Annotated in this window: 13 protein-coding genes; 3 read left to right on the forward strand and 10 right to left on the reverse strand. The window is 60.4% G+C overall.

Annotated features, from left to right (window positions below; genetic code table 11):
- From L879_RS21660 to L879_RS0113335, 3 genes are all read right to left on the reverse strand, one after another.
- Positions 1-862: cadherin repeat domain-containing protein (locus tag L879_RS21660; RefSeq protein ID WP_035459618.1), on the reverse strand; the 862-nt coding region annotated here is incomplete at its 3' end.
- Positions 863-949: 87 nt separating this feature from the next.
- The gene (locus L879_RS24490; protein WP_210163824.1) at positions 950-10,423 is read right to left on the reverse strand and encodes a cadherin domain-containing protein; all 9,474 of its coding nucleotides are present in this window, start codon (positions 10,421-10,423) and stop codon (positions 950-952) included.
- Positions 10,424-10,984: 561 nt separating this feature from the next.
- The gene (locus tag L879_RS0113335) at positions 10,985-12,418 is read right to left on the reverse strand and encodes a calcium-binding protein (protein ID WP_084021009.1); all 1,434 of its coding nucleotides are present in this window, start codon (positions 12,416-12,418) and stop codon (positions 10,985-10,987) included.
- Positions 12,419-12,609: 191 nt separating this feature from the next.
- Between L879_RS0113335 and lexA the strand changes: the two genes are divergently transcribed.
- Positions 12,610-13,317, forward strand: coding sequence for a transcriptional repressor LexA (gene lexA / locus L879_RS0113345; protein WP_027316542.1), 708 nt, complete (start codon positions 12,610-12,612; stop codon positions 13,315-13,317).
- Here lexA and L879_RS0113350 read toward each other — a convergent pair.
- Positions 13,295-15,571, reverse strand: a complete 2,277-nt coding sequence (locus L879_RS0113350; protein ID WP_210278730.1) for a ComEC/Rec2 family competence protein — start codon at positions 15,569-15,571, stop codon at positions 13,295-13,297. The genes lexA and L879_RS0113350 overlap by 23 nt on opposite strands.
- A 144-nt stretch (positions 15,572-15,715) precedes the next feature.
- Between L879_RS0113350 and gltX the strand changes: the two genes are divergently transcribed.
- Entirely contained in the window at positions 15,716-17,146 is a 1,431-nt protein-coding gene (gltX, locus tag L879_RS0113355) for a glutamate--tRNA ligase (protein ID WP_027316544.1), read from the forward strand.
- Between the two features lie 170 nt (positions 17,147-17,316).
- On the forward strand, positions 17,317-18,609 hold the full coding sequence (gene gltA, locus L879_RS0113360; protein ID WP_027316545.1) for a citrate synthase: 1,293 nt from the start codon (positions 17,317-17,319) through the stop codon (positions 18,607-18,609).
- Between the two features lie 60 nt (positions 18,610-18,669).
- Here gltA and L879_RS0113365 read toward each other — a convergent pair whose 3' ends face one another.
- The 6 genes from L879_RS0113365 to lpxD form a co-directional block, all read right to left on the reverse strand.
- On the reverse strand, positions 18,670-19,551 hold the full coding sequence (locus tag L879_RS0113365; RefSeq protein ID WP_027316546.1) for an AraC family transcriptional regulator: 882 nt from the start codon (positions 19,549-19,551) through the stop codon (positions 18,670-18,672).
- Positions 19,552-19,617: 66 nt separating this feature from the next.
- Positions 19,618-20,799, reverse strand: coding sequence for a lipid-A-disaccharide synthase (gene lpxB / locus L879_RS0113370; protein ID WP_027316547.1), 1,182 nt, complete (start codon positions 20,797-20,799; stop codon positions 19,618-19,620).
- Entirely contained in the window at positions 20,792-21,655 is an 864-nt protein-coding gene (locus tag L879_RS0113375) for an LpxI family protein (protein ID WP_027316548.1), read from the reverse strand. Before L879_RS0113375 ends, lpxB begins: the two co-directional genes overlap by 8 nt.
- Complete coding sequence (gene lpxA / locus L879_RS0113380; RefSeq protein WP_438268107.1) at positions 21,655-22,467, reverse strand: acyl-ACP--UDP-N-acetylglucosamine O-acyltransferase; 813 nt, start codon at positions 22,465-22,467, stop codon at positions 21,655-21,657. Before lpxA ends, L879_RS0113375 begins: the two co-directional genes overlap by 1 nt.
- Entirely contained in the window at positions 22,464-22,928 is a 465-nt protein-coding gene (gene fabZ, locus L879_RS0113385) for a 3-hydroxyacyl-ACP dehydratase FabZ (RefSeq protein WP_027316550.1), read from the reverse strand. Before fabZ ends, lpxA begins: the two co-directional genes overlap by 4 nt.
- Before the next feature lie 40 nt (positions 22,929-22,968).
- The gene (gene lpxD, locus L879_RS0113390; RefSeq protein ID WP_027316551.1) at positions 22,969-24,033 is read right to left on the reverse strand and encodes a UDP-3-O-(3-hydroxymyristoyl)glucosamine N-acyltransferase; all 1,065 of its coding nucleotides are present in this window, start codon (positions 24,031-24,033) and stop codon (positions 22,969-22,971) included.
- Between the last annotated feature and the right edge of the window lie 33 nt (positions 24,034-24,066).

A 24,066-nucleotide genomic window follows, 5' to 3' on the forward strand; every position in this document is an offset into this window, starting at 1 on the left:
CCGTGGCGCTGAGGGTGCCGATCACCGCTCCAGCCGTCTGATCCTCGGCCACCGTCGTGCTCGACAGCGAGATATCCGTCGGCGACGTGTTGCCATCATTGACGTCCGTAACATAAACCCTGAAGGTTTTCTCGGTGGACAGAGGCGTTCCGGCTTTTGCGCCGCCATTATCGGTGACGCGGACGGTGATCTCGTAATACTTGCCGCCATTCACCGTATCGGTCTTCAGCAGCGGATCGTTGGCCTCGTAGTCGAGCGGCCCCGTGGTCACGACCTCCTTCAGGCCGTTCGCTCCATCCCGCAGGGCGAACTTGTTGCCGGGATTGACCGTGATTGCATAGGTGAAGATGCCATCGCCGTCGCCCATGCCCGCATCACGGTCCTCGTCGAACTCGACCAAGGTGCCGACGAGCTGATTGGCAGGCAGGTTTTCAGCCACCTGGAGCACGGTTCCGGTGGGTGGATTCAGTGCCAAGTTAACCGGAGCATCGTTCACGTCATCGACGTAGACACCAAACTGCCCCTCGTCCACATCTACCACCGCGTCGGGCGTGGCAAAGGCCAAGACGGACATCGTGTGCAGGCCTTGAACCTCGAAGTTAAAGAGGGATTCCCCGGTTGCGGGATCAACCACTGCTTTTACATAAATCTTGTTACCGACGATATAGAATCGCCCCCCACCGTCGCCATAAAAGCCATCGGCAAAGTTGAACTTGTAGGTCCAGCCCGGCTGCCCGCCTTCGATGGTGCCGATGAGCATGTCCTTGGTCAGGCTGTTCTCGTTGAAACGCACGCTGCCTCCGGGATCGGTCGAATCCGGGGTGCCGCCATTGCCAGCCGCCAATTTGATGGTGAGGGTCATATCGGAAGTCCTCTGTAAATGTCGTATCGTTACATTTGATGGATGGAGCAACACTGTGTCAAGCCGGGGCTTGCGCCCCGGCCCGCCTCAGATGATGAAGAACTGCCCCGCCGTCAGCGCCGGCTTGCCGGTCAAGACCGCAATCTGAACCGCCGCGATGTTGCTGTTCGCCGTGCCCGAGCCGTCGGCATCGTAATACAAGGCCCCGGTCGCCGTGTCGTAGACGATCCGGTGCGCCGCACTCGTGCCCGCCTTGACCCCGTCCCCGGCCAGGAACGCCGTCGAGGCCAGCGCCACCGGGTTGTCGAACGACGGGCTGCCGGCACTGCCCAGGCGGATGAAGGCCAGGTTGTCGAGGTAGATCTTGTCCTCACCCACCTTGAAGTCCTGGATCGTGTCGCGGTTGGTCTGGCCGTTCGGCGTGGTGTCGAACACGAAGATATCCTCCCCCGCCCCACCGTTGAGCGTGTCGCGCCCCTGGGCCCCGAACAGCACGTCGTTGCCGCCGCCCCCGGCCAGACTGTCATTGCCGCTGCCCGCCTTGAAGGTCTCCCCGGAATTGGTGCCGGTGAGAAACTCCACGCCGACATTCTTCACGTCGATGGTGAGCTTCTTCTCGTAGCTCAGCCCCGCGGAATCGGTCACCTTGACCGTGACCTCGTGGAACTTCTTCTGCTCGTAGTCGAGGCCGAAGCGGTCCTTGACCACCAGGCGCCACTGATCGCCCACCTGCTTGATGTCGAAGCGGCCGCCGCCGTCCTGCACGACATTGTTGCCGTCCCGGGCGAAGCTGAACGTGAAGCTCTCGTTCGGATCCGCATCCACCGCCCCAAGCAAGCCCACCGTCGCGCCGTTCGGCGCAAACTCCGCAACGCGGATATTGTCTAGAACGATATCCGTAGGACTGTGGGTATTCGGCGCGACGTCGTTGACCTGGATCGCGATGTCCTGCGTGTAGGACTGGGCGGGGTTGCCGTTGTCCACCACGCGCACGCTCACCGTCAGCGCGCCCCCGGTCGAGGGCAGCTTGCTCGGATCGGCCACGACGATCCGCCACACGCCGTTCTCCTGAACGGCGGCGAAAGCGCCGCTTGGATCGGTCAGGGTATAGCTGAAGCTGTCGCCCACGTCCGGGTCGTTGTTGCCCAGGACGCCGACCACCGTACCTAGCAGCGCATTGTCGTCGACCGAGCCATTGCCGACCGCGCCACCGGTCAGGGTGATCGCCGTCGCCGCCTCGTTCGCATTGTCGACCGTGATCGTCAGCTCTTGGACATGGACGAGATTCTCTCCACTTCGGTCGATGACACGGATCGTGACTTTGTGAGAAGTCGCCGTCTCATAGTCGAGCGTCGCACCTTCGCGGAGCACCAAGAAAGCCTGACCGTTTCTGATATCGATGGCGAACTTGTTATCCGGGTCTCCGACAATCGAGAACTCATAAGGGCCTCCCGAGACATCAACCGCACTGAGGAAGCCAATGGCATCCCCCTGCTTTGAACTTTCGGCGATCGAATACTTCGACAGCTCAATACCGGTCGGAGAAGTTTCGTCTCCTGTACCCGCGTGCTCGATGACTTCATCGATGCCAGCAGCGTTAAGGTCGGCCAGAAGCTGAACCCACTGTGAGTCGGTGTAAAGGCCGCGATACACATGAGCGGTATCGTACCCACCTCTATCCTGCAGGATCTCATCGGTGAGATCGCGGATCCAATAGGTATCGTTACCGAGGCCGCCTTCCATCGTGTCGGCACCCTTGCCGCCGTCGAGGACCGTTCCTTCGTCATTTGCCGTGAGCCTGTTATCACCGCCGTTGCCGACCAGGGTTAAACCGGCAATACCGGCCATTGCCCTCAGGTTTTCTATGGCATCATTGGCCGCCAGGGTTCGGCTGTGGCTGGTAACAATGGTGTCGTTACCTCCAGCATCAGTGACGATATCCCCCAGCGAGTCGACATAGAAGGTGTCGTCACCAAGGCCACCCTCCATGACGTCGGCGCCGCCTCTGCCGTCGATGACGTCGTTCCCTTCACCGCCATTGAGGATGTTAGCCAGGTCATTGCCGGTCAGATGGTTGTTGCCGGCATTGCCGGTCAAATCAATGCCCGAACCGTCTGAATCCTGGGCTCCAGCCGCAGCGGTCAGATTCTCGATTCCATCCTTACCGACCAAAGACAGCGTGATCGCTGTGATGACAGTGTCGTTGTTACCACCAGTGTCGACGACGATGTCTCCAGTGCTGTCGACATAGTAAGTGTCGTTACCTTCACCGCCCTCCATCAAGTCGTTGCCGGCGCCGCCCTTGAGAACGTCGTCGCCATCACCGCCTCTCAGCGTATCATTGGCGTCGTCATCAGAGCCTGTACCACCATCCAGGGTATCGTTACCGTCTCCACCATCCAGAATGTTGGAGGAGCTGTTACCGTGAAGTTCGTTGTCCAGGCCGTTGCCGTTCAGGTTCACTTCTCCGGCACCAACGCCGGCGGCACCGCTCTCGATCCCATTTGCCAGGGTATAGGTTCCCGCTTCGGTCGCGATCAGCAAGTCATGATCGCCTCCCGTGTCATCGAGAACGACGTCATCAAGGTCGACATAGTAGCTGTCGTCACCGTTTCCGCCTGAAAGCGTGTCAGCGCCAGCCCCGCCAACAAGCCAGTCGTTGCCGTCTCCACCGAGAAGCAGATCGTCGCCCTCTCCACCGTCGAGGAGATCGTTGCCACCACCGTCGTGCGAGCCATCGCCTTCGTCATCCGAAATGATGTCGTTACCGCCTCCGCCTCTCAGGATGTCATCGCGGGTGCTGCCATAGATTGTATTCGCCTGATTATTTCCAACGATTTCGACATCGAAGTCCAGGCCGTCAACGACAGATAGGGTCTCCACACCGACATCGTCTTGGAGCTGATAATAAGCAATGTGAATGTTAGCCCTGTCGATACCGCCAATCTCCGGATCGAGATCCTCTTCGATGGCTGGGCTGTCTTCGTATATCTCGTAGACATCGTTGCCGTCGCCGCCGGAGCCGCCATAGAGGACGCCGTCTATGTAGACATCTTCGATACCATTTTCCCAAAGATTGACGATGTAGGCATTAACCGCATCCCAATCGACCACACCGTTGACTTTGAAATTCTCGGAAAGAAGATAGGCTTCATCCCAGCCGTCGTCCTGAACTCCATTGAACTCGATACGGTCGCCAGCATCGAGCAGATAATAGACATCGTCGCCAGCGCTGGCATGAAGAACATCGGCTTCGCCGTCCCCGATGGCATTCCCTTGCCCGTCGATGAGGCCGCCATTCAAAGTGTCATTACCTTCGCCGCCATAGAGGATGTCAATGCCGTCACCGCCGACAAGATTGTCGTCGCCGGAACCGCCATCAAGCTGGTCAGAACCGTTTCCACCGATGAGGCGGTCATTGCCCCCCTCACCAAAAAGCGCATTTCCAGCGTCATTCGCGATGATTGTATTAGCGATCTGGTTGCCGTGGATCGTAATATCGCTCCCGGCATCGCCTTCCACGATGAGCGTCTCGACATAGACATCAGAAGCCAGCGTGAAATCGCCGCTCAGATAGGCAGTATCGTCATCCCCTTCGCCGTCAGCCTCGACGATCGTATCGTTAGTGCCGATATGATAGGTGTCGTTACCGGCTCCGCCTTCAAGGGTATTATTGCCGGTGCCGCCTATAAGGATGTCGTCGCCACCGCCACCAACGATGCTATCGTTGCCGTCACCACCGTCCAGAGTATCGCCTGCTTGACCGCCGATGATGGTGTTGGCGAGGTTATTGCCCGTAATGGACACACCGAAGGTTACATCCTCAGCAACGGCCAGAACTTCCACGCCGACAGTATCCTGGAGCACATACTCGTCGATGTGAATATAGGCTGTATCGAAGCCGCCTGATGGATCAGTGGTTTCTTCGATTTTATCGCCGGCATCGTAGATGTGGTAAACGTCGTTCCCGTTGCCGCCAGCGAGCGTATCGTCACCAGCGCCGCCGTTGAGCGTGTCATTCCCCTCACCGCCGTTCAGGATATCGTTGCCGTCACCGCCATTGAGGATGTCATTGTCGGCACCGCCGTTGAGGATGTCGTTATCCCCATCTCCATTGAGGACGTCGTCTCCACCCTCACCATTGAGGATATCGTTCCCCGGACCGCCATTCAGTGTGTCATTCCCGGCCCCGCCGTTGAGAACGTCGTTCCCGTTACCGCCATTGAGGATGTCATCACCACCATTTCCATTGATGACATCGTTCCCGCCACCGCTGCTGAGGGTGTCATTCCCTGGACCGCCGTTGAGCGTGTCGTCCCCGTCGATAACGGTGATCGTGAACTCCTCGGTGTAGGGATTGCCGTCGCTATCCCTCACCTCGATCGTAATCGTGTATTGCGACGTGGTCTCATAATCGATGAGTGCACCCTCACGGACCCGCAGGATCCATTGGCCGTTATCGTAAAAAGCCTCGAACAGATTGGCCGCCGCACCGATAACCTTGAACGTGAATGGCCCTGAGGAATTATCCGTTGCACTCAGATTGCCGATTAGCGTGCCGCCTAGTGAATTCTCGTTGACGGTTGTCGATGACAAGACGATGTCAGAAGGAGCCTGCGTGTCGCCGGATGGAGGCGGCGGCGCCGTGACATTGCGATAGACTTCGTCGATTCCGCTCGCGCGCAGATAAGCCTCGAAAAGATCGGCTTCACTAATGCTGTTGAAATTAGCATCGTACATATAAGCGACATCCCAGCCGCCGGTATCGGATGCAGACAGGCTGTCGCCTTTCGCGCGGAAGACATAAATGTCGTCTCCGTCACCACCCTCGAAGCTGTTGGCTGCACCCGTCCCGCCATCAAGGTAATTGCGACCGGCATTGCCAATCAGATGATTGCTCTTGTCGTTGCCGATCAAGTGGATCGAAGCGTTACCCTGAGCCGCCTGCAGCACCTCGACATGGACGTCGTTTCCTAAAGTATAGGTGTCGCGGCTTACGACGATGCGGTCATTGGAACCGCCGCCCTGGCCCTCGACGACCGTATCGGACGCGCTCACATGGTATGTATCGCTTCCGTTACCGCCTTCGACTGTGTTTCCGGCACCATTGCTGTAGAATGTGTTGTCCCATTCATTTCCGGTCAGCCGCATCGTTCCCTGGACGTCCCTGGCATCCAAGATCTCGACGCCGTCAGCCATTCCGAATGCTTTGACGGTTGAACCGAAGTTGGTTCCCCTCAGGATCACCGTATCGATTTCGTTCGGATCATCGAGATTCTCTTCGATATAGGCGCCATTATCGAGGATATAAGTGTCGCGGCCAGCGCCTCCGTAGAGGTCGATATCCGTTCCACCCTCAAGGGTATTGGCAAGCTCGTTGCCATAGAGATTGACGAAGGTTCCTGCAGCGGGTTTGGCCGTCGCAAGCCAGATGCCTTCAACGCCCGCTTCGGCCTTGAGCGCTTCGATCCGCTCCTGCCTTCCATTTCCGTTCAGGACATGGCGGCCAGCGGTTCTCACCATCAAGGTGTCCCAACCAACGTAGTCTTCGATGAGATCGTTCTCATCGGCATAGTAGGTATCGTCGACATCGCCACCGCGAAGCGTATCAGCACCCGCGCCGCCCTCTAGGGTCGTGCTTGTGTTGTTACTGCCGATCAGCACCATGCCGACCGAGCCTGCTATGATCCAGGCCCCCTCGGTATCGTCGGAAACGCTGAGAGTTTCGATATTCTCGAACTGGAATTTGCCACCAGACGTAACGGTAACGGAATCGTTGCTACCACCTGTATCGATGACTTTGTCCTGTCCACGGATGACATAATTGTCATTGCCATCGCCACCTTCAAAGGTGTCAACGGTTTCGGTCGTCAAGTTTGAGACAAAGTAGTTGTCGTATTTGTTGCCAATCAGATGAACGCTGGAGGTGAAGGTATCGCCAACTTTAAGGGTCTCGATTCCGATCGAGTCCTGCAGCTTGAAGTAATCAACGTAAACGTCGACACGATCCCATGCACCATTGACGCTGTCATTACCTTCAGCTTCGATAATGACGTCTCCGATATCACGAATGGAATAGACATCATCGCCTTTTCCACCATCCATGGTGTCGATACCGAGACCACCATCCAGGTGGTCGCCGTTATCGCCGCCAATCAGTTTATCGTCACCATCCAAGCCATAGAGATAATCGGCACCGCCACGCCCTTCGAGCACATTGTTCGCGCTATTGCCGGTGATCTGATCGAGCCAGTTGGAGCCGATCACGTTTTCAATCGAGTCGAACTTATCGCCCGCGGCTTCACCGAAAGTTCCCGTTCCAGTGGAGAGATTAAGTGTCACTCCTTGGAATGAAACTGCGGCCGCATTCGCATAACTGACCGTGTCGGTACCGGCACCGCCGACGAGACTGTCCGCTCCCGCACCGCCGTCGAGGATATCGTCGTTATCGCCGCCATTCAGAGTGTCGCTTCCAGCACCTCCCACGAGGACGTCGTCGCCGGCGCGACCCTCGAGCACATTATTCTTACCATCGCCGGTGATCTGATCCTTCCACTTCGAGCCGATCACGTTCTCGATGGAGTCGTACACGTCGCCGGCCGCCTCGCCGGTGTTCCGCGAGGCATTCGAGAGATCGACGATCAGGCCCGTCGAGGAATCGGCCGACGTCGCATTCTCATAGGAAACAGCGTCGTTGCCATCGCCGCCGGAGAGGCTGTCGGCCCCGACGCCGCCCTCCAGCGAATCGTTGTTGTCGCCGCCGTTCAGGTAGTCGTTCGCCGCTCCGCCGACGAGCGTGTCGTTGCCGGAAAGACCGTAGAACTCGTTCGAGAGCGCCTTGTCGCCGACCATCTTGTCGGCATAGGTCGAGCCCTGATAGGCCGCGATGTTCTTGAACACGTCGCCGACAGCCGCGCCCGCGTCATTGGCGCGATTGCTCAGGTCGAGCGTGATGCCAACGCCTTGATTGAGATACTGGTAGCTCGCGACGTTCTTGCCGGAGCCGCCATCGAGCGTATCGTTGCCGCCGTTGCCGCCGGACAGGGTGTCGTCACCCGCACCACCTTCAAGGGAGTTGCTCAGGTTGTCGCCGATCAGCACGTCCCGGAAGTTCGACCCGCGGATGTTCTCGATGTTGTTCAGCACATCGCCTTTGGCGTCTCCAGAATTAATCGCACTTCCGCTTCCGCCGCCGTCTATCATCTGAACGGTAACGCCGTTCCCGTTCGCATCTGACGCAGCGGCAGAGTAGTCAGCCCAGTCGTTATCGGCACCGCCATCGAGCGTATCGGCTCCGGCTCCGCCGATCAGGACGTCGTTACCGGCTTCGCCATAGAGCTTATCGTTCCCACTCGCACCAATCAGTGTCTCAGCGCCGGCGGCTGCCCAGATGGTGTCGGCAGAATTCGTACCGATGACGATCTCGATGCTGTTGTACGTATCGAGCTTTGCATCTCCCTCGAATCCACCTAGCAAGAGGCTAAGAGACACGCCCGGGCGGTTTCCTTGATAGCTGACAGTGTCGCCTTTAACTTCCGTGCCGCCATCGAACTTCTCGGTTCCGGTATTACCGTAGAGGAGATCGTCACCTGCGCCGCCATCAAGCGTGTTGCGGCCAATCCCGCCGTCAAGAATGTCGTTGCCGTCACCACCATTCAACAGATCATCGCCGTCATAACCAAACAGCTGATCATTGTCGCCCCCACCGGCAAGAGTGTCGTTCCACTCGCCTCCGAGAAGCGTATCATCCCCGCGTCCACCATTGAAAGAGACAGCATAATTCGGGTCGGCGTACATGCTGTCGCCAAGATTCGAGCCGATGAATCCTTCAATATCGATGTATTGATCGCCTAAAGCAGCGCCAGAATTTTGATTGACATCAGATAGATCGATATGAACGGCTGTGCCAGCACGCTCATAGGTCACGACATCCCAATCGGCACCACCGTTGAGCTCACGTCTGCCACCGCCGTGCAGAGTATCGTCGCCGCCTTCGCCAAAAGATTTGGTTCCTTCGATCAGAACGTCGTTGCCGGCTCCGCCGTACAGGATGTCCACACCACCATCACGACCGTCGAGTGTGTCATCGCCGTTGCCTCCTTTGAGGTTATTCGAGTACTGGTTGCCGATCAAAATGTCATTATAAGCAGAGCCCGTCAGGTTCTCGATCGACGTCAGGATGTCTTTGATTGCCGCGCCGTCGTTCTTGGACTGCTCCGCCGCATCCAAGTATGCAATGACTTCCTTGGTGGCGCGCTCATAGGTCAAGGTATCAATGTCGCCGCCACCGTCAAATGTATCGGCAGCAGTATTAAACTCACCGTTCGTTGTCCCGGCATCGAAGTAATCGTAGCCGTCATATCCGAACAGAGCATCGCCGCCCCATTGGGTCGCAACATAGATGTCATCTCCGAGAGTGCCATAGGCGGTCGCCGGATCCACGCGGCTATCGAAGATCTGAGCCTTGACGGAATAGTGCCCGGCACCATCGGCCTCAGACCAGGATATCATGAACCGCCCGTCTTTGAGGACGGTAATGTCCGGGGCGACTGCGTCTCCCGTCATATTGGTATTGACGACAAACTCCGAATCGCTGTCGGCCGTACCATCGGACATAAAAACTTTGGCTCGAATGACCCATTTGTCCGAGGATGTATTCCTCTGGGCGACAGCGAGGACGAATCGACCATGGTCGAGCGCCTCAATGGTCGGCTCCACCTGCTGTCCGGAGACATCCATTTCGAAATTGTAACTGACCGAGCCCGCGATGGTTCGCCCAGAGACCTTGACGGGAAGAGTACGGCCACTGCCACTGTCATATTGACGGTTGGTCCAAACAGCTGCGAAAGAGCCGTCTGACAGAGCCGCCAGAGCAGCCGGCATCTGATCGCCAATACCCTCGACCAGCGGCTGGATCTCTGAAGCTGTGCTTCCCGCTGCCGTGTAGAGCCTGAAGTAGCCATCCAGAAGGCCCGGGCTTTGATATGTCAGAGCAATTCTGCCGTCCTTGAGCTGAACAAGCTCAGGATTGATACCTCCTACCGGCAGCGAAACCACTTTGTTGAGCGAGCCATCCGCATTGTAAATATTATACTGAACGAGATTGTCCGCTCCACTTTGAAGGTGATACGCAATTGCGAAACCACCTCCGGCCAACGATATGGTGGCGTGCTGGTCGTAACTGTTTGTTCCACTTACATCGGGATTAGCCTTGATTTCACCGCTTTTTGGATTGCCGCTGGCGTCATAAATGCGCGCCATAATATTGCTGCCGGAGGAGCTTCCTGGCCTTGGCGTCTCCCAGGTAACGACGATATCGCCATTATTTAGAACCACGACCTCGGGGTTCTTTTGATTACCTGCGGTGGTTGGGTTGACGGCTGCGTAGGGCTTGATAACCCGCCCGAGACCGTCCCGCATCTCTATGAAAATATCGCCCTCGTTTACATCAGATCGCCAAACCGTCACGAAACCACCATTCGGCAGAGCCTTGACCTTTGGGTACAGGTGTCCTGTTGAGGATGTCGGGAAGCTGATTTCGCCATCGAAACGAGTAGACATGATACACCTGAGATATATGGAAATGTTATATTAAACCATTTGTAGCGCCTCTCTTACGCCGAGTAAAGCCCTCTTTAAGAAACCCTTAAACCATGGTTTACGCTCATTTTTGCCTAAGAAACACACACCATTCAGGCAAATAAGCATACAAAATGTACAATTTCTCAAATATTGTTTCTGTAAATCCTCCCCTTCACGTATGAATATAAAAGGTTTTATTTGCGTCAAGCGACAATTTTTTGTTAAAAAATTAAAATTTATATTATGCAACCATGTATATCTAGAGATTTATGTTATAAACTTAAGAGGTATTCGCAGAAACATGAACGAAACGAAATCATATGCAAATGATTTACGCCTACATGCCTTCTGCAAAGGCGCATCCCACTGAGGACCGGAAACGGTCAAAAACTATTCACTTATTGAGAGTAGCAGTCGCGCCACGCTAAGCCTTCAGCTTCCGACCAGAACCGTCTCTCTCGGCTCCCCACATGCATTGAATCTAACCGAACTCCAGAACGAGATTACCCGCCCCCTCAACCAAACCACATGAGACCCTAATCAGATCACGAAGAAATCGTGATAGGTCATCTTGAGGTTCTTCTCCAGGGTGGCGATCTTCACCTGCGCCGCAGATCCGGTTCCATCCTTGTCGTAATAAAGAGCACCCGACTTCTTGTCGTAGATGACCCGATCCGACGAATCCTTAGCCTTGTTGCCGACCGCGTACATGCTCGCCTTCAATTTCTGCGGCTTCGACAAAGCCCCCTTGCCGAGTTTCGTGAACACGGCATTGTCGAGCCAGATCGTGTCGTCCTTCGGGTTGTACTTGTAGATTCGGTCGATGTTGCTCTTGCCCGGTTTCGTGTCGAATACTAACGTATCGCGCCCTTTTTCTCCGTAGAGACGATCATTGCCCGATCCGCCATAGATCGTGTCATTGCCGGTGCCGCCATACACTCTGTCGAGGCCGGCTTGCGCCTTCAGCAGATCGTTGCCGCCATATCCATAGATCTGGTCGGCGCCCGACGCGGAGGTGATCATATTAGAAAAATCGGACCCCGATAGCTTGTACGCTTGCTTACTCGACAGGCTAGCGACTTGCATAACCTCGATTGCGGCGTCTCTTGACAGGGCGTAGGAAGAGGAAGTCATTACCTTATCGAAGCCGCCGTTGCTGGCTTCCCACACCCTGTCTCCGGACTGATCGACGATGTAAACATCGTCACCTAGACCTCCCATCAGCGTGTCGGCACCCTCCTTGCCGTCGATCGTATTGGCGCCTCTATCGCCGACAATCGCATTGTTCAGATTGTTGCCGGTCAGTGTCAGGCCATTATTGCCCGCTGGATCGAGCGCAACGAGATTCTCGATGGCTACACCATCGGAAAGGGCAAAGTCCCTGCTCGTTCGGACGGTATCGACGCCCGCGACATCGATGATCGTATCGCCCCACGGATCGACATAGACATCGTCGCCCGCGCCGCCTTCAAGCGTGTCGATACCTGCTCCGCCATCTAACGTATCGTTACCGTCGCCGCCTTTCAGATGATTGATGTCGATGTTGCCGATGAGCCAATCGTTATAGGATGAGCCGACCACTCCTAAGATACTGTCATATGTATCGCCGAACGCTTCTCCGGTGTTGATGACCGGATTGGCCAGAGAGACGGTCACTCCCACTGCCGAGGCTGCATAGGAGGCGAAATCATCGCCACTCCCACCTTCCAGGTAATCGGCTCCGCTCCCGCCCATCAATGTGTCGGCATGATCCCCACCTGAAAGAGTGTCGTCTCCAGCACCGCCAAAGAGTTGGTCGTTCCCGCCATCTCCGTTCAAGCTATCATTTCCGTCACCGCCGGTATGGCTCTCATCCGCATCGGTGCCGGTCCAATCATCAGCAGCTAGCACACCAAGAGCCAAGGCAGCCCCATCAAGGCCAAAAAACTCGTTCTGCTGATCGCTTCCCTGTCCTGGGCTCTTCGTTGCAGCCATGTCATCCTCAAGAACGGATTAAGTGCTATATTATTTTGTATCATTGAAATTCGAAATGAAAGCAACTGCCTCGCCCAAATTAAGTTACCTTGCGCGAGCTTGACCATGGACTTGCAGAACACAGCAAGAACGGCTACCTTGTTCCTGATTTGTTTCAGAATCGCTCCACTTAGGAGCAGCAAGGGCCAGCCATGCTGACGCGTAAACAGCACGAATTGCTCCGCTTCATCCATGAGCGGCTGCGTGAAACCGGGGTTCCGCCCTCCTTCGACGAGATGAAGGATGCGCTCGACCTCAAGTCGAAATCCGGCATCCATCGGCTCATCACGGCGCTCGAGGAGCGCGGCTTCATTCGCCGTCTCCCCAACCGCGCCCGTGCGCTCGAGGTGATCCGCCTGCCGGAGAGCGCCAGCGGGGCCGGTAGCCAGCGCCGCTTTACGCCGAGCGTGGTCGAAGGGGGCCTTGCCGGCAAGGCGAAGGCCGCGCCGTTGCCCCCTGCCGAGGAGCGAAACCGGGACATCTCCTCGATCCCCGTCATGGGGCGGATCGCCGCCGGTACGCCGATCTCGGCCATCCAGAACCGGAGCCACTCGATCTCCCTGTCGGGCGATTTCCTTTCGCAGGGCGACCATTTCGCCCTCGAGGTGCGCGGCGACTCGATGGTCGAAGCCGGGATCCTCGACGGCGACCTCGTGGTCATCCGCCGTCAGGACACGGCCAATACGGGCGACATCATCGTGGCGCTGATCGATGACGAGGAGGCGACCCTGAAGCGCTTCCGCCGACGAGGCTCCTCCATCGCCCTCGAGGCCGCGAACCAGGCCTACGAAACCCGCGTGCTCGGCCCCGACCGGGTCAAGATCCAGGGCAAGCTCGTCAGTCTGGTTCGCCGGTACTGATCTCGTCCTCAGGAAGATCCTGCTCGGGGACCGGCCGCACCGTCTGCGGCCTCTCCCGGGCAGGCGTTCCCTGGAGCCGGGCGTTCTGTCCCGTTGACCAGGGCAACGTTTCCCGCCCCTTTCTTACCGATGCGACCTCGACACGGTCCGCTTCAAAGCGCAGCGCCGTCGCGCCCCGCTCCCTCAGGGCGGCACCGTCCAGGATGAGCCGGGCCTGGCACGTGGCCGGAGGCTCGAGCCGGGTGACGATCACGCTGGCCCGGCGGCAATCCTCCTCAAAAGCTGCGAAATCCTGGACGAAGGCGACATGCCGCCCGTTTTCCGCGGCAACCACACATCCCGCGCTGTCACAACGGGCGCTTTGCCTGAGGCCGGCGTCGTCGACCTGCCGTCCATCCCCATCGGCCCGCAGCCATTGCTCAATCACGAATGCCGAAGGACGGCCGACGAGAGCGAGCCGTCCGTCCGCAGCACGGATCGCAGCCCCTGCCCCATCCCGGTCGACGAAGACGTCATAGCGATGGGGCGTGGCGGCAAGGGCCAGGCCCGCCCCGGCGGGCAGCAGGGCCGCCCAGCGCAAGACGGAGACGGGAATCGTCAGGAGAAGCAGGCCCAGGCTCAGGAGCGCGAGCGCCCCCACCCCCAGCGCCGGCACGACGAGGGTGGAGCCGCTGAAGCCGCCGACCCATCCCGAAATCTCGAGAACCTGCGAGACCGCTGCTCCCATGAGCTGCCAGACGGGGCGGTCGAGGCCGAAGGGATAGGCCAGAACGCCGAGAACGGCCGAGGGCATCACCACGAGCGAGACGAGCGGCAGGGCCAGGGCATTGCCGACGAGGCCATAGGGGTTGAGGCTCTGGAAATGATAGGCCGCGAAGGGAGCGGTGGCGATGCTGGCGACCAGGGTTGTGGTCAAGAGGGCGAGCATGGCCCGGCCGCCCCACCGCAGGCCCTGCTCGATCATGGAGGCGGAGCCCTTACCCTCGCGCGTTCCCTGCATGAGCGGCACGAGGCCCATCATGGCCGCGACGGCGCCGAACGACATCTGAAAGCTCGGGCCCAGCAGCGCCTCGGGCTCGCAGGCCAGTACGATCAAGGCCGCAATGGACAGGTTTCGCATGCTGAGTGCGGGGCGGTCCGCCAGCACCGCGCCGAACATGACCAGCGTCATGATCAGAGATCGCTCGGTCGCGACGTCGGAGCCCGAGAAAACGCAGTAGGCCGCAGCCCCGATCATGGCAAAGACGGCGGCGATCTTCTTCACCGGCCAGAGCAGCGCAAGCCATGGCGCCAGTGTGAGAAGCGCCCGCACCAGCCAGAAGAACGTTCCGGCGGCGAGCACCATGTGCAGGCCGGAGATGGATACGATGTGATAGATCCCCGCTCCACGAAGAATGTCGTTCGTGGGCTCGGCGATGAGCCCACGCTTGCCCGTCACCAGTGCCGCTCCGACGCCGCCGGCCGCACCGCCGATGGAGGAAGCGATGCGCTGAGTGAGCGCATTGCGCGCCTCGTCCACGAAGGCCGCGAGCTTTAAGCGCCAGCCTGGCGGCACGGGATGTGCGAGCCGCCGCACCGTCCCGACCATGGAACCGACAGCGCCGATCCCCTTGTAATAGGCGTCGCACGCAAAGTCGTAGCCGCCCGGCCATGCCGGCTCCGGCGGCGGCAGAAGACGCGCCGTGCCCTCGATGAATTGTCCGGCGGAAAACTCTCCGTCGCGACGCAGGGAAACCCTTACGAAATGCGGTCGCTCGGCCTCTGCGACGCCCTTCATCTCCACGATCCGCACAAGAAGCCGCTGCCCCTCCTCGCGATCCTCGACCGCTGCGATATGGCCTGCGATCGGCGTGATGGTGACCCGGCCGAGAACGGGGGCAGCCACGCTCCGGCTGCGGATCACGCCTGCGGAAAAGCCTGCGAAGATCGCCGCCAAGGCAACGAGGACCGTGAAGACGGGCATGGTCCGGCGCAAGACGAAGGCCAGGACGCTGCAGATCCCGAAAGCCCCTAGGGGCGCCCAGAGTGCCGGTTGGCCCTCGGCCTGGAAGAACAGCAGAATTCCGATGCCGAAGAACACGGCTATCCAGGGGAAGAGCCTTCGCTGCTCGATCTCCGAGGCGATGGCTTTCGAGAGCCTCCTTCGCCCATCGAGAAGCCCCAGCTCCAGGCTGAGCCCCCAAGGCCTGGGCAAAGCAGCGGCCTGCGCCACGCTGCGCGGGATCCTGGGAGGCTTTGCCTGGTTGTCTTCCATCGTGGGTTCGGCTTAACGCGGGTTTCATGGCATGCTAGACGACCCGGCGATGAGGCCCAAACCATCCTGTGGATTGAGTCGAACAAGGCTTCAGGATCCGAAAGCCGCGCAACCCGAGTTTTCTTAAGTCAAGGTTTCCCTGCGATGACCGTCGTCACCCGCTTCGCCCCCTCTCCCACCGGTTTCCTCCATATCGGAGGGGGACGTACGGCTCTGTTCAACTGGCTCTATGCCAAGCACCACGGGGGCAAGATGCTCCTGCGCATCGAGGACACGGACCGGGAGCGCTCGACGGAAGCCGCCATCGCCGCCATCCTGGACGGCCTGAAATGGCTCGGCCTCGATTGGGACGGCGACGTCGTCTACCAGTTCTCACGCGCCGCCCGCCATCGCGAGGTTGCCGAGAGCCTGCTGGCCCAGGGGCGCGCCTATTACTGCTACGCGTCTCCCCAGGAGCTGGAGGAGATGCGCGAAACCGCCCGCAAGGAGGGCCGCCCCCTTCGCTATGACGGCCGCTGGCGCGATCGCGACCCATCCGAGGCCCCGGCCGGCGTGAAGCCTGTCATTCGCCTGAAGGCCCCGACCGAGGGCGAGACGGTCGTGGAGGACGAGGTCCAGGGCCGCGTCGTCTGGCAGAACAAGGATCTCGACGATCTCGTTCTTCTGCGTTCCGACGGCACACCGACCTACATGCTCGCCGTGGTGGTGGACGATCACGACATGGGCGTGACGCATATCATCCGCGGCGACGACCACCTGACCAACGCCGCGCGCCAGACGCAGATCTATCAGGCCATGGGCTGGGATGTGCCCAGCATGGCCCATATCCCGCTGATCCACGGCCCGGATGGCGCCAAGCTGTCCAAGCGGCATGGCGCGCTCGGTGTCGAGGCCTATCGCAGCATGGGCTATCTGCCCGAAGCCCTGCGCAATTACCTCGTGCGCCTCGGCTGGAGCCATGGCGACCAGGAGATCTTCTCCACGCAGGAGATGATCGACGCGTTCGACCTCGCCAGCATCGGCCGCTCGCCGGCCCGTTTCGACTTCGCAAAGTTGGAGAACCTCAACGGGCATTACATGCGCCAGGCCGACGACGAGAAGCTAGTGCAGGCCCTGGAGGATCTCCTGCCGGAGATCGAGCATGACGAGCACCATCTGGGCCGCACCTTCAAGCCGGCCCTGCGGCAAAAGCTCATCGCCGCCATGCCGGGCCTGAAGGAGCGCGCCAAGACGCTCGTCGAGCTCCTCGACAGCGCCTACTACCTCTACGCCGAGCGCCCCCTGCATCTCGACGAAAAGGCCGCCAGCCTGCTGGCGGACGGGCTCTCCCGTCTCGTCGGGATTTCGGAGAAGCTCGAAGCCGTCTCCGACTGGTCGGCCCAGAGCGTCGAGGCCGTGGTGCGCGAGCACGCGGAGGCCATCGGCGCGAAGCTCGGCCAGGTGGCGCAGCCGCTCAGGGCCGCCCTCACCGGGCGCGCCACCTCGCCCGGCCTGTTCGATGTCATGGCGGTTCTGGGCAAGGACGAAACGCTGTTGCGCATCGCCGACCGGATCAAGGATGCGCCTGCTGCATAGCAGGCGCCTCTCGCCTTTAGACGTGCTTGCTCCGTTCCGGCGGATAAGCTACCGAAGGCGCCATTATCCGACCGACCGGCAAACCCTGGTCTGGCAACCCTGTAGGCCTGTACTGCTCCCCGGTTGCTCCAGGTTCTGCCCGGCCTCCTCGTATGAAAGGGCCAAGACGCATGAGTTCCAAAACAAGCACAGTCACTGTTGACGGCACGTCCGCGGAACTGCCGGTTAAAGAAGGCACCATCGGCCCGAGCGTCATCGACATCTCGAAGCTCTACAGCCAGACCGGGATGTTCACTTACGACCCCGGCTTCACCTCGACGGCGGCCACCGAGTCGAAGATCACCTATATCGACGGCGACAAGGGCATTCTGCTCTATCGCGGCTACCCGATCGACCAGCTCGCGGAGCACGGCGACTTCCTGGAGACCTGCTACCTGCTTCTCTACGGAGAGCTGCCGACCGCCGCTCAGAAGGCCGACTTCGATTATCGCGTCACGCGCCACACCATGGTGCATGACCAGATGAACCGGTTCTTCACCGGCTTCCGCCGCGACGCGCATCCCATGGCGATCATGGTCGCTTGCGTGGGCGCGCTCTCGGCCTTCTATCACGACTCGACCGACATCTCCGACCCGCATCAGCGCATGATCGCCTCGATGCGCATGATCGCGAAGATGCCGACGCTTGCGGCCATGGCCTACAAGTACTCCATCGGCCAGCCCTTCGTGTATCCGCAGAACGATCTGGACTACACCTCCAACTTCCTGCGCATGTGCTTTGCCGTGCCGGCCGAGGAATACAAGGTCAATCCGGTGCTCTCGCGGGCGCTGGACCGGATCTTCATCCTGCACGCGGACCACGAGCAGAACGCCTCGACGTCGACCGTGCGTCTTGCCGGCTCGTCGGGCGCCAACCCCTTCGCCTGCATCGCCGCCGGCATCGCCTGCCTGTGGGGTCCCGCCCATGGCGGCGCGAACGAGGCGGCCCTGAAGATGCTGGAAGAGATCGGCACGCCCGACCGCATTCCGGAATACATCGCCAAGGCGAAGGACAAGAACGATCCGTTCCGCCTCATGGGCTTCGGCCACCGGGTCTACAAGAACTACGACCCGCGCGCCCGCATCATGCAGAAGACCACCCATGAAGTGCTCAACGAACTCGGAATCAAGGACGATCCGCTCCTCGATGTGGCTGTGGAGCTCGAGCAGATCGCGCTGAAGGACGAGTACTTCATCGAGAAGAAGCTCTACCCGAACATCGACTTCTACTCGGGCATCACCCTCAAGGCGATGGGCTTCCCCACCTCCATGTTCACGGTGCTGTTCGCGCTGGCCCGCACGGTCGGCTGGATCGCCCAGTGGAGCGAGATGATCGAGGATCCGTCCCAGCGCATCGGCCGTCCGCGCCAGCTCTATACGGGCTCGCCGGAGCGCGACTACGTCACCCTCGCCCAGCGCGGGTAAGATCATCCGGCAGCGGATACGGAAAAGGGGCCGAATGGCCCCTTTTTCATGTCTTGCTTCCTATCGAAGAGGCAGAAAAAGATCTGTGATGGCTTCGTGCTCCGGCAGGTCCGGGAAGAACGTCACCCTCTCCGCAAAAACCGGAAAGTCGCGCAATTCCTCCCCGCTCTTCGGCAGCCATTCTCCGTAGAGGTATGAGACTGCCGGGCTCAGATCGTCGCTGGAGCCCTTTAGCCGTAGGACGGCGCAGCGACCTGCAGGGATCATGCCGGCAACGATGCCATCGTCATTGGCGTCAACCTTCTCGGTCGCTGCGCAAAGACCCAGGCGGAATTCATCCGGTGGCGTGTCGTCAGGATCGCTGTGCAGGACATTGAAGGTCTTGCTTGTCCTGGGCGTTACCCCATTGGCCTTACGCCACGCAATGAACCGACGGATGCTGTCGCCAATCGTCCTCGGATCGCCGCGATGCTCGAGGATTGCGACCGGCGTGGCCGGAAAATTCACGATCTGGACCTGGTCGGCGTGAAAACGTGTCTGCATGGTAAGACTCCTTGCCCTATTCAGCTGCTCATGGATGTCATGCCAAGGAGCCCAGTGGGGCTCTTCCCTGAACGCGCTCGGCGTCTGCTTCGTCCGTTGTTTGAAGGCTCGAGCGAAGGCTTCCGGCCCTTCGTAGCCGCTATCCAGAGCGATCTGGATCACGGGCTCACGATCTCTGAAGGCCAGTCGGTACGATGCCCGCTTCAACCGCAAGAGCTGGATGTAGCGATAGACGCCGATCCCGAAGAAGGATGAGAATTGCCGATGAAAATGATGCTTTGAGAAGGCTGCAACGCCGCTCAGCATCTCGACGGTCAGATCCTGCTCCAAATGCTCATCGATATAAGCGAGCACCCGCTGCATCCGGGTGTGGTAGCGAACCAGACTTTCAGGCTTCATCGGCGACTCCTTGGCAGCCCCGACCTTAGCCACGGCGGCACTGCCCGGCCTGACCGATATTGCTCTTTAAACCTGCGCGGAGCGAGCGGCCAGCACCTCGGCCACGATCCGCGCCGAGCGTTCGCTCGGAACTTCGTCGCCGATCTGCATGAGCCCGTCGAGCTTGCGGAAGGCTTCCAGCTGCCTTTGCCGTTCCGGCGTGTCGCTGAGAAGCGGCAGGACTGCATCGGCGAGCTTCTCGGGGGTGCAGTCCCATTGGATCAGCTCGGGAATGACGTTCTCCGCCAGCACGAGATTGGTGAGCACGATGGAGGGTGCCTTGATGAGATACTTCAGCACTTCCTCGATCTTCGAGACCCGGTAGGCCACAACCATCGGCACGCCCGACAGGCCGAGTTCCAGCGTCACCGTGCCGGAGGCGGCAAGGGCTGCATCGGCCTGACGGAAAGCGGCCCATTTGGCCGCCTCGCCTTCCACAATCCTCGGCTTTACGCTCCAACTTTCGGCCCGCGCCCTGATCTCGCCCGCGAGATGGGGCACGGCGGGTATCGTGACCTCGAAAGGATGCGGCGACCGCTCTTTCAAGAGAGACAGGGCTTCGCCGAAGGGCTCCATCAGGCGGCTGACCTCGGAGCGGCGACTGCCGGGCAGAACGAGGAGCCTGATCGGCTCGCCGGGCGCATGATTGCGTTCACCCTGCGCAGGCCGGATCTCGGCGAGGCGTTCGATCAAGGGATGGCCGACATAAGTCGTGGGAGGGCCGCCGAGCCGTCGATGCGCCTCCGGCTCGAAGGGCAGCAATGCCAGAAGATGATCCACATAGGCGCGCATCTTCTTCGCCCGTCCCGGACGCCAAGCCCAGACGGAGGGGCTGACATAGTCGACGATGGGGATTTCCGGCGCGCGCCGGCGCACGGCCTGGGCGACGCGATGCGTGAAATCCGGACTGTCGATGATCACGAGCATGTCGGGCTTTGCCGCCACCACCGCATCGGCCGTCATGCGAATGCGCCTGAGAATGGAGGGCAGCCGCGCGATCACGGCCGAGAACCCCATGACGGCGATGTCTTCGAGCGGGAAGAGGCTGACGAGCCCCTCCTTCGCCATGGCATACCCGCCCACGCCACCGAAGCGCAGTCTCCCGGCGCCGAGCCGCGCCTTCAGGGACCGCATCAGCTTGGCTCCAAGCTGGTCGCCCGATTCCTCACCGGATACGATCCAGATCGTCAGCGGCTTGTTCTCAGCCACGTGGCTTCTCCATCCAGGGCAGGTCGACGGCGATGAGGAACAGGCCGAGGCGGTCGGCCGTGCGCAGGGTTTCCTCCTGCTCCAGCACGAAGGTGGAGCCCGCACCGACGGCAATGCCTGAAAGGCCCGCCTTGTCGGCCTCGATGATCGTTCGGGGGCCGATCGTGGGCATGTCCACCCGCAGGTCCTGCCCGCGCTTGGCGGCCTTGATCAGCACGCCGCCTTCCTTGCGGCGACGCAGCCCGAACCAGGACTGGCGAAGACCCCTCACCCGCCGCAACATCCTGTCGGTGCCCTCGGGCCCCTCGATGGCGAGCACGTGCCTGCGGGCGACGATGGCGCCCTGGCCGATATCGAAAGCGGACAGGGCGGCGAGGAGGTCGAGCCCCACGGCAATGGCCTCACGATCGTCGGCATTGGGTTGCATGCTGCCGGACAACGTGCGGGCTGCCACGAGATCGGGAGCCAGCTCATGAGCGCCGACGACCCGATGGCCCCGCTCTTCCAGGAGCATCACCGCGCCGCGCAGCACCTGGTCGTCCCCGCGGGCGATGACCTCCTTCACCTCGTGCATGTTGCGCAGGAGGGAATAGGCGCTCAGAAGCGCGGAGAATCCGGGGCGGCGCACGGCCCCGACGAGCGAGACGGCCTGTGGCCGCCACTCTTCGAGCGTGCTCATGATGGTCTTGAGGTCGAGCAGATCGACCGTGGCATGCGCGCGCCGCTGCAGCTCTGCCTCGGCGAAGCCGCGGAACGCCAGAACGCGGACTTCCTGCCCCGTCCGCTCGAGATGGCTCACGAGCTGGATCGGAAGCTGCCCGGCCCCGGCGAGGATCGCGATGGGGCCTTGGGGCATCATCCGGCCGAGCTGACGGGTTCCCGCGGGGTGCAGATCGCCCGGTCTCCTCCGGCGCGGATGAAGTCGAGGATCTCGTGCACGAAGGGATGGTTGTCGAACTCGCCCGCCACGTCCTCGACGCGCTCGGCCAAGGTGCCCTCGTCCGCGAACAAGAGGCGATAAGCGCGCCGGATGTCGTGGATCTGCTCGCGCGTGAAGCCGCGGCGGCGCAGGCCGATGATGTTGAGGCCGGCCAGATGCGCCCGGTTGCCCATGGCCATGCCATAGGGAATGAGATCGTTCTCCAGGCCCGACATGCCTCCCACGAAGGCATGCGAGCCCACGCGGGCGAACTGGATAACGGCGGAGCCGCCGCCGAAGATCACGAAATCGCCGACCGTGACATGCCCCGCCAGCATCACGTTGTTGGAGAGGATGCAGTCGTTGCCGACCTTGGTATCGTGACCCACATGGGAATTTGCGAGGAAGGTGCAGCGGTCGCCGATGACCGTGCGCAAGCCGCCGCCTTCGGTGCCGGGATTCATGGTCACGCCTTCGCGGATCGTGCAATCGGCGCCGATCTCGAGCGTCGAAGTCTCGCCCTTGTATTTCAGGTCCTGCGGAATGTGGCCGATGGAGGCGAACGGGAAGATGCGCGTGCGCGGGCCGATGGTGGTGCGGCCCGCCAGGGCCACGTGACTCATGAGCTGGCACCCCTCGCCCAGCTCGACCTCCGGCCCGATTGTGCAGAACGGCCCGACCTTCACGCCCGGTCCGATCTTTGCGCCGTCCTCGATAACGGCTGTCGGATGAATCACGGTTTCCATCAGTCGGTCACCAGCATGGCGCTGACTTCGGCCTCGCACACGAGTGTGCCGTCGACCTTCGCCTCGCCCTTGTACCACCACATGTTGCGGCGGTTATTGAGCTTCTTCATGTGAAACTCGACACGATCGCCAGGCTCTACCGGCTTGCGGAACTTCACCTTGTCGATCGTCATGAAAAAGACCTGCTTTGGCTTGGCCTGCTGCGCCATCTTCGCCTTCACGCAGATGGCCCCCGCCGTCTGGGCCATCGCCTCGATCAGGAAAACGCCCGGGAAGATCGGACGCGTCGGGAAATGGCCCGTGAATTGTGGCTCATTGAAGGTGACGTTCTTGATGCCGATGCACGAATTGTCGCCGTCGATCTCGATGATCTTGTCGACCAGGAGGAACGGATACCTGTGCGGCAGAAGCTCCAGGATCTCCATGATATCGGCGGTTTGAAGCGTGCTTGGCGCTTCTGACATGACGTGAACTCCGGACGGTAGTGAATGTCTTCAACGAACGTTATGAAGACGCGTCGTCGTCTTTGGCGGAATCGCCCCGGGATGCAAGCTTTTTCAGGGCCGTGATCTCCCGGAACCACTCACGCATGGGGCGTGCGGGTGCGCCGCCCCAGCGGGCACCGGGCGGAACATCGCCATTGACCCCGCTGGTCGCCGCGATCTGGGCGCCCATGCCGATCCGCACATGGCCCTTCACGGCGACCTGACCGCCGAGAGCCACGTAATCCTCGAGGGTGGTGGAGCCGGCGATCCCGACCTGAGCCACGATTACGCAGTGACGGCCGATCACCACGTTATGGGCGATCTGGACGAGATTATCGATCTTGGTGCCCTCGCCGATCACGGTGTCGCGGCTCGCGCCACGATCCACGGTCGAATTCGCACCGATCTCAACGTCATCCTGAATGATTACCCGGCCGACCTGCGGCACCTTCAGGTGTCCCTGAGGCCCCATGGCGAAGCCGAACCCGTCCTGGCCGATGCGAACCCCGGGATGCAGGATCACGCGATTGCCGAGATAGGCGTGGGACACGCTCACATGAGCGGAAATGGAGCAGTCCCGGCCGATCTTGACGTGAGGTCCGATGACGGAATGGGCGCCGATCAGCGTTCCCGCTCCGATTTCCGCGTGCGGGCCGATGACGGCACCCGGGTCGACCTTGACCCCATGCTCGAGCCGGGCCGTCGGATGGACGAAGGAACCCGGCGAGATTCCGGTTGCGGCGAAGGAGGATTCCGGCCGCATCGCGGACGGGAACAGGACGGCGAGCACCTGCGCGAAGACCCTGTAGGCCTGGGGCGTCACGAGGGCGATTGTATGCGCAGGCACCTTTGCCGCGAAGCGCGGCGTGACGAGGCAGGCGCTCGCCCGCGTGGCCGCCAGAGCGCCCACATAGGCAGGGTTGTCCATGTAGGCGAGGTCACCCGGACCCGCGCTTTCCAGAGGCGCTACCCCACGAAGCAAAAACTCCCCGTCGGTGTCGTCGGGGAGCGCCACATTCGCCATCTCCGCCACCTGACGCAGGTTCAACGTCTGGCTTCGCGGGAAGAAATTCGATTCAGCCATGAAGAATAAGTGAGGGCGCTCTATGGCGCCCTC

This window comes from Microvirga flocculans ATCC BAA-817 (assembly GCF_000518665.1).
Lineage (GTDB): Bacteria > Pseudomonadota > Alphaproteobacteria > Rhizobiales > Beijerinckiaceae > Microvirga > Microvirga flocculans.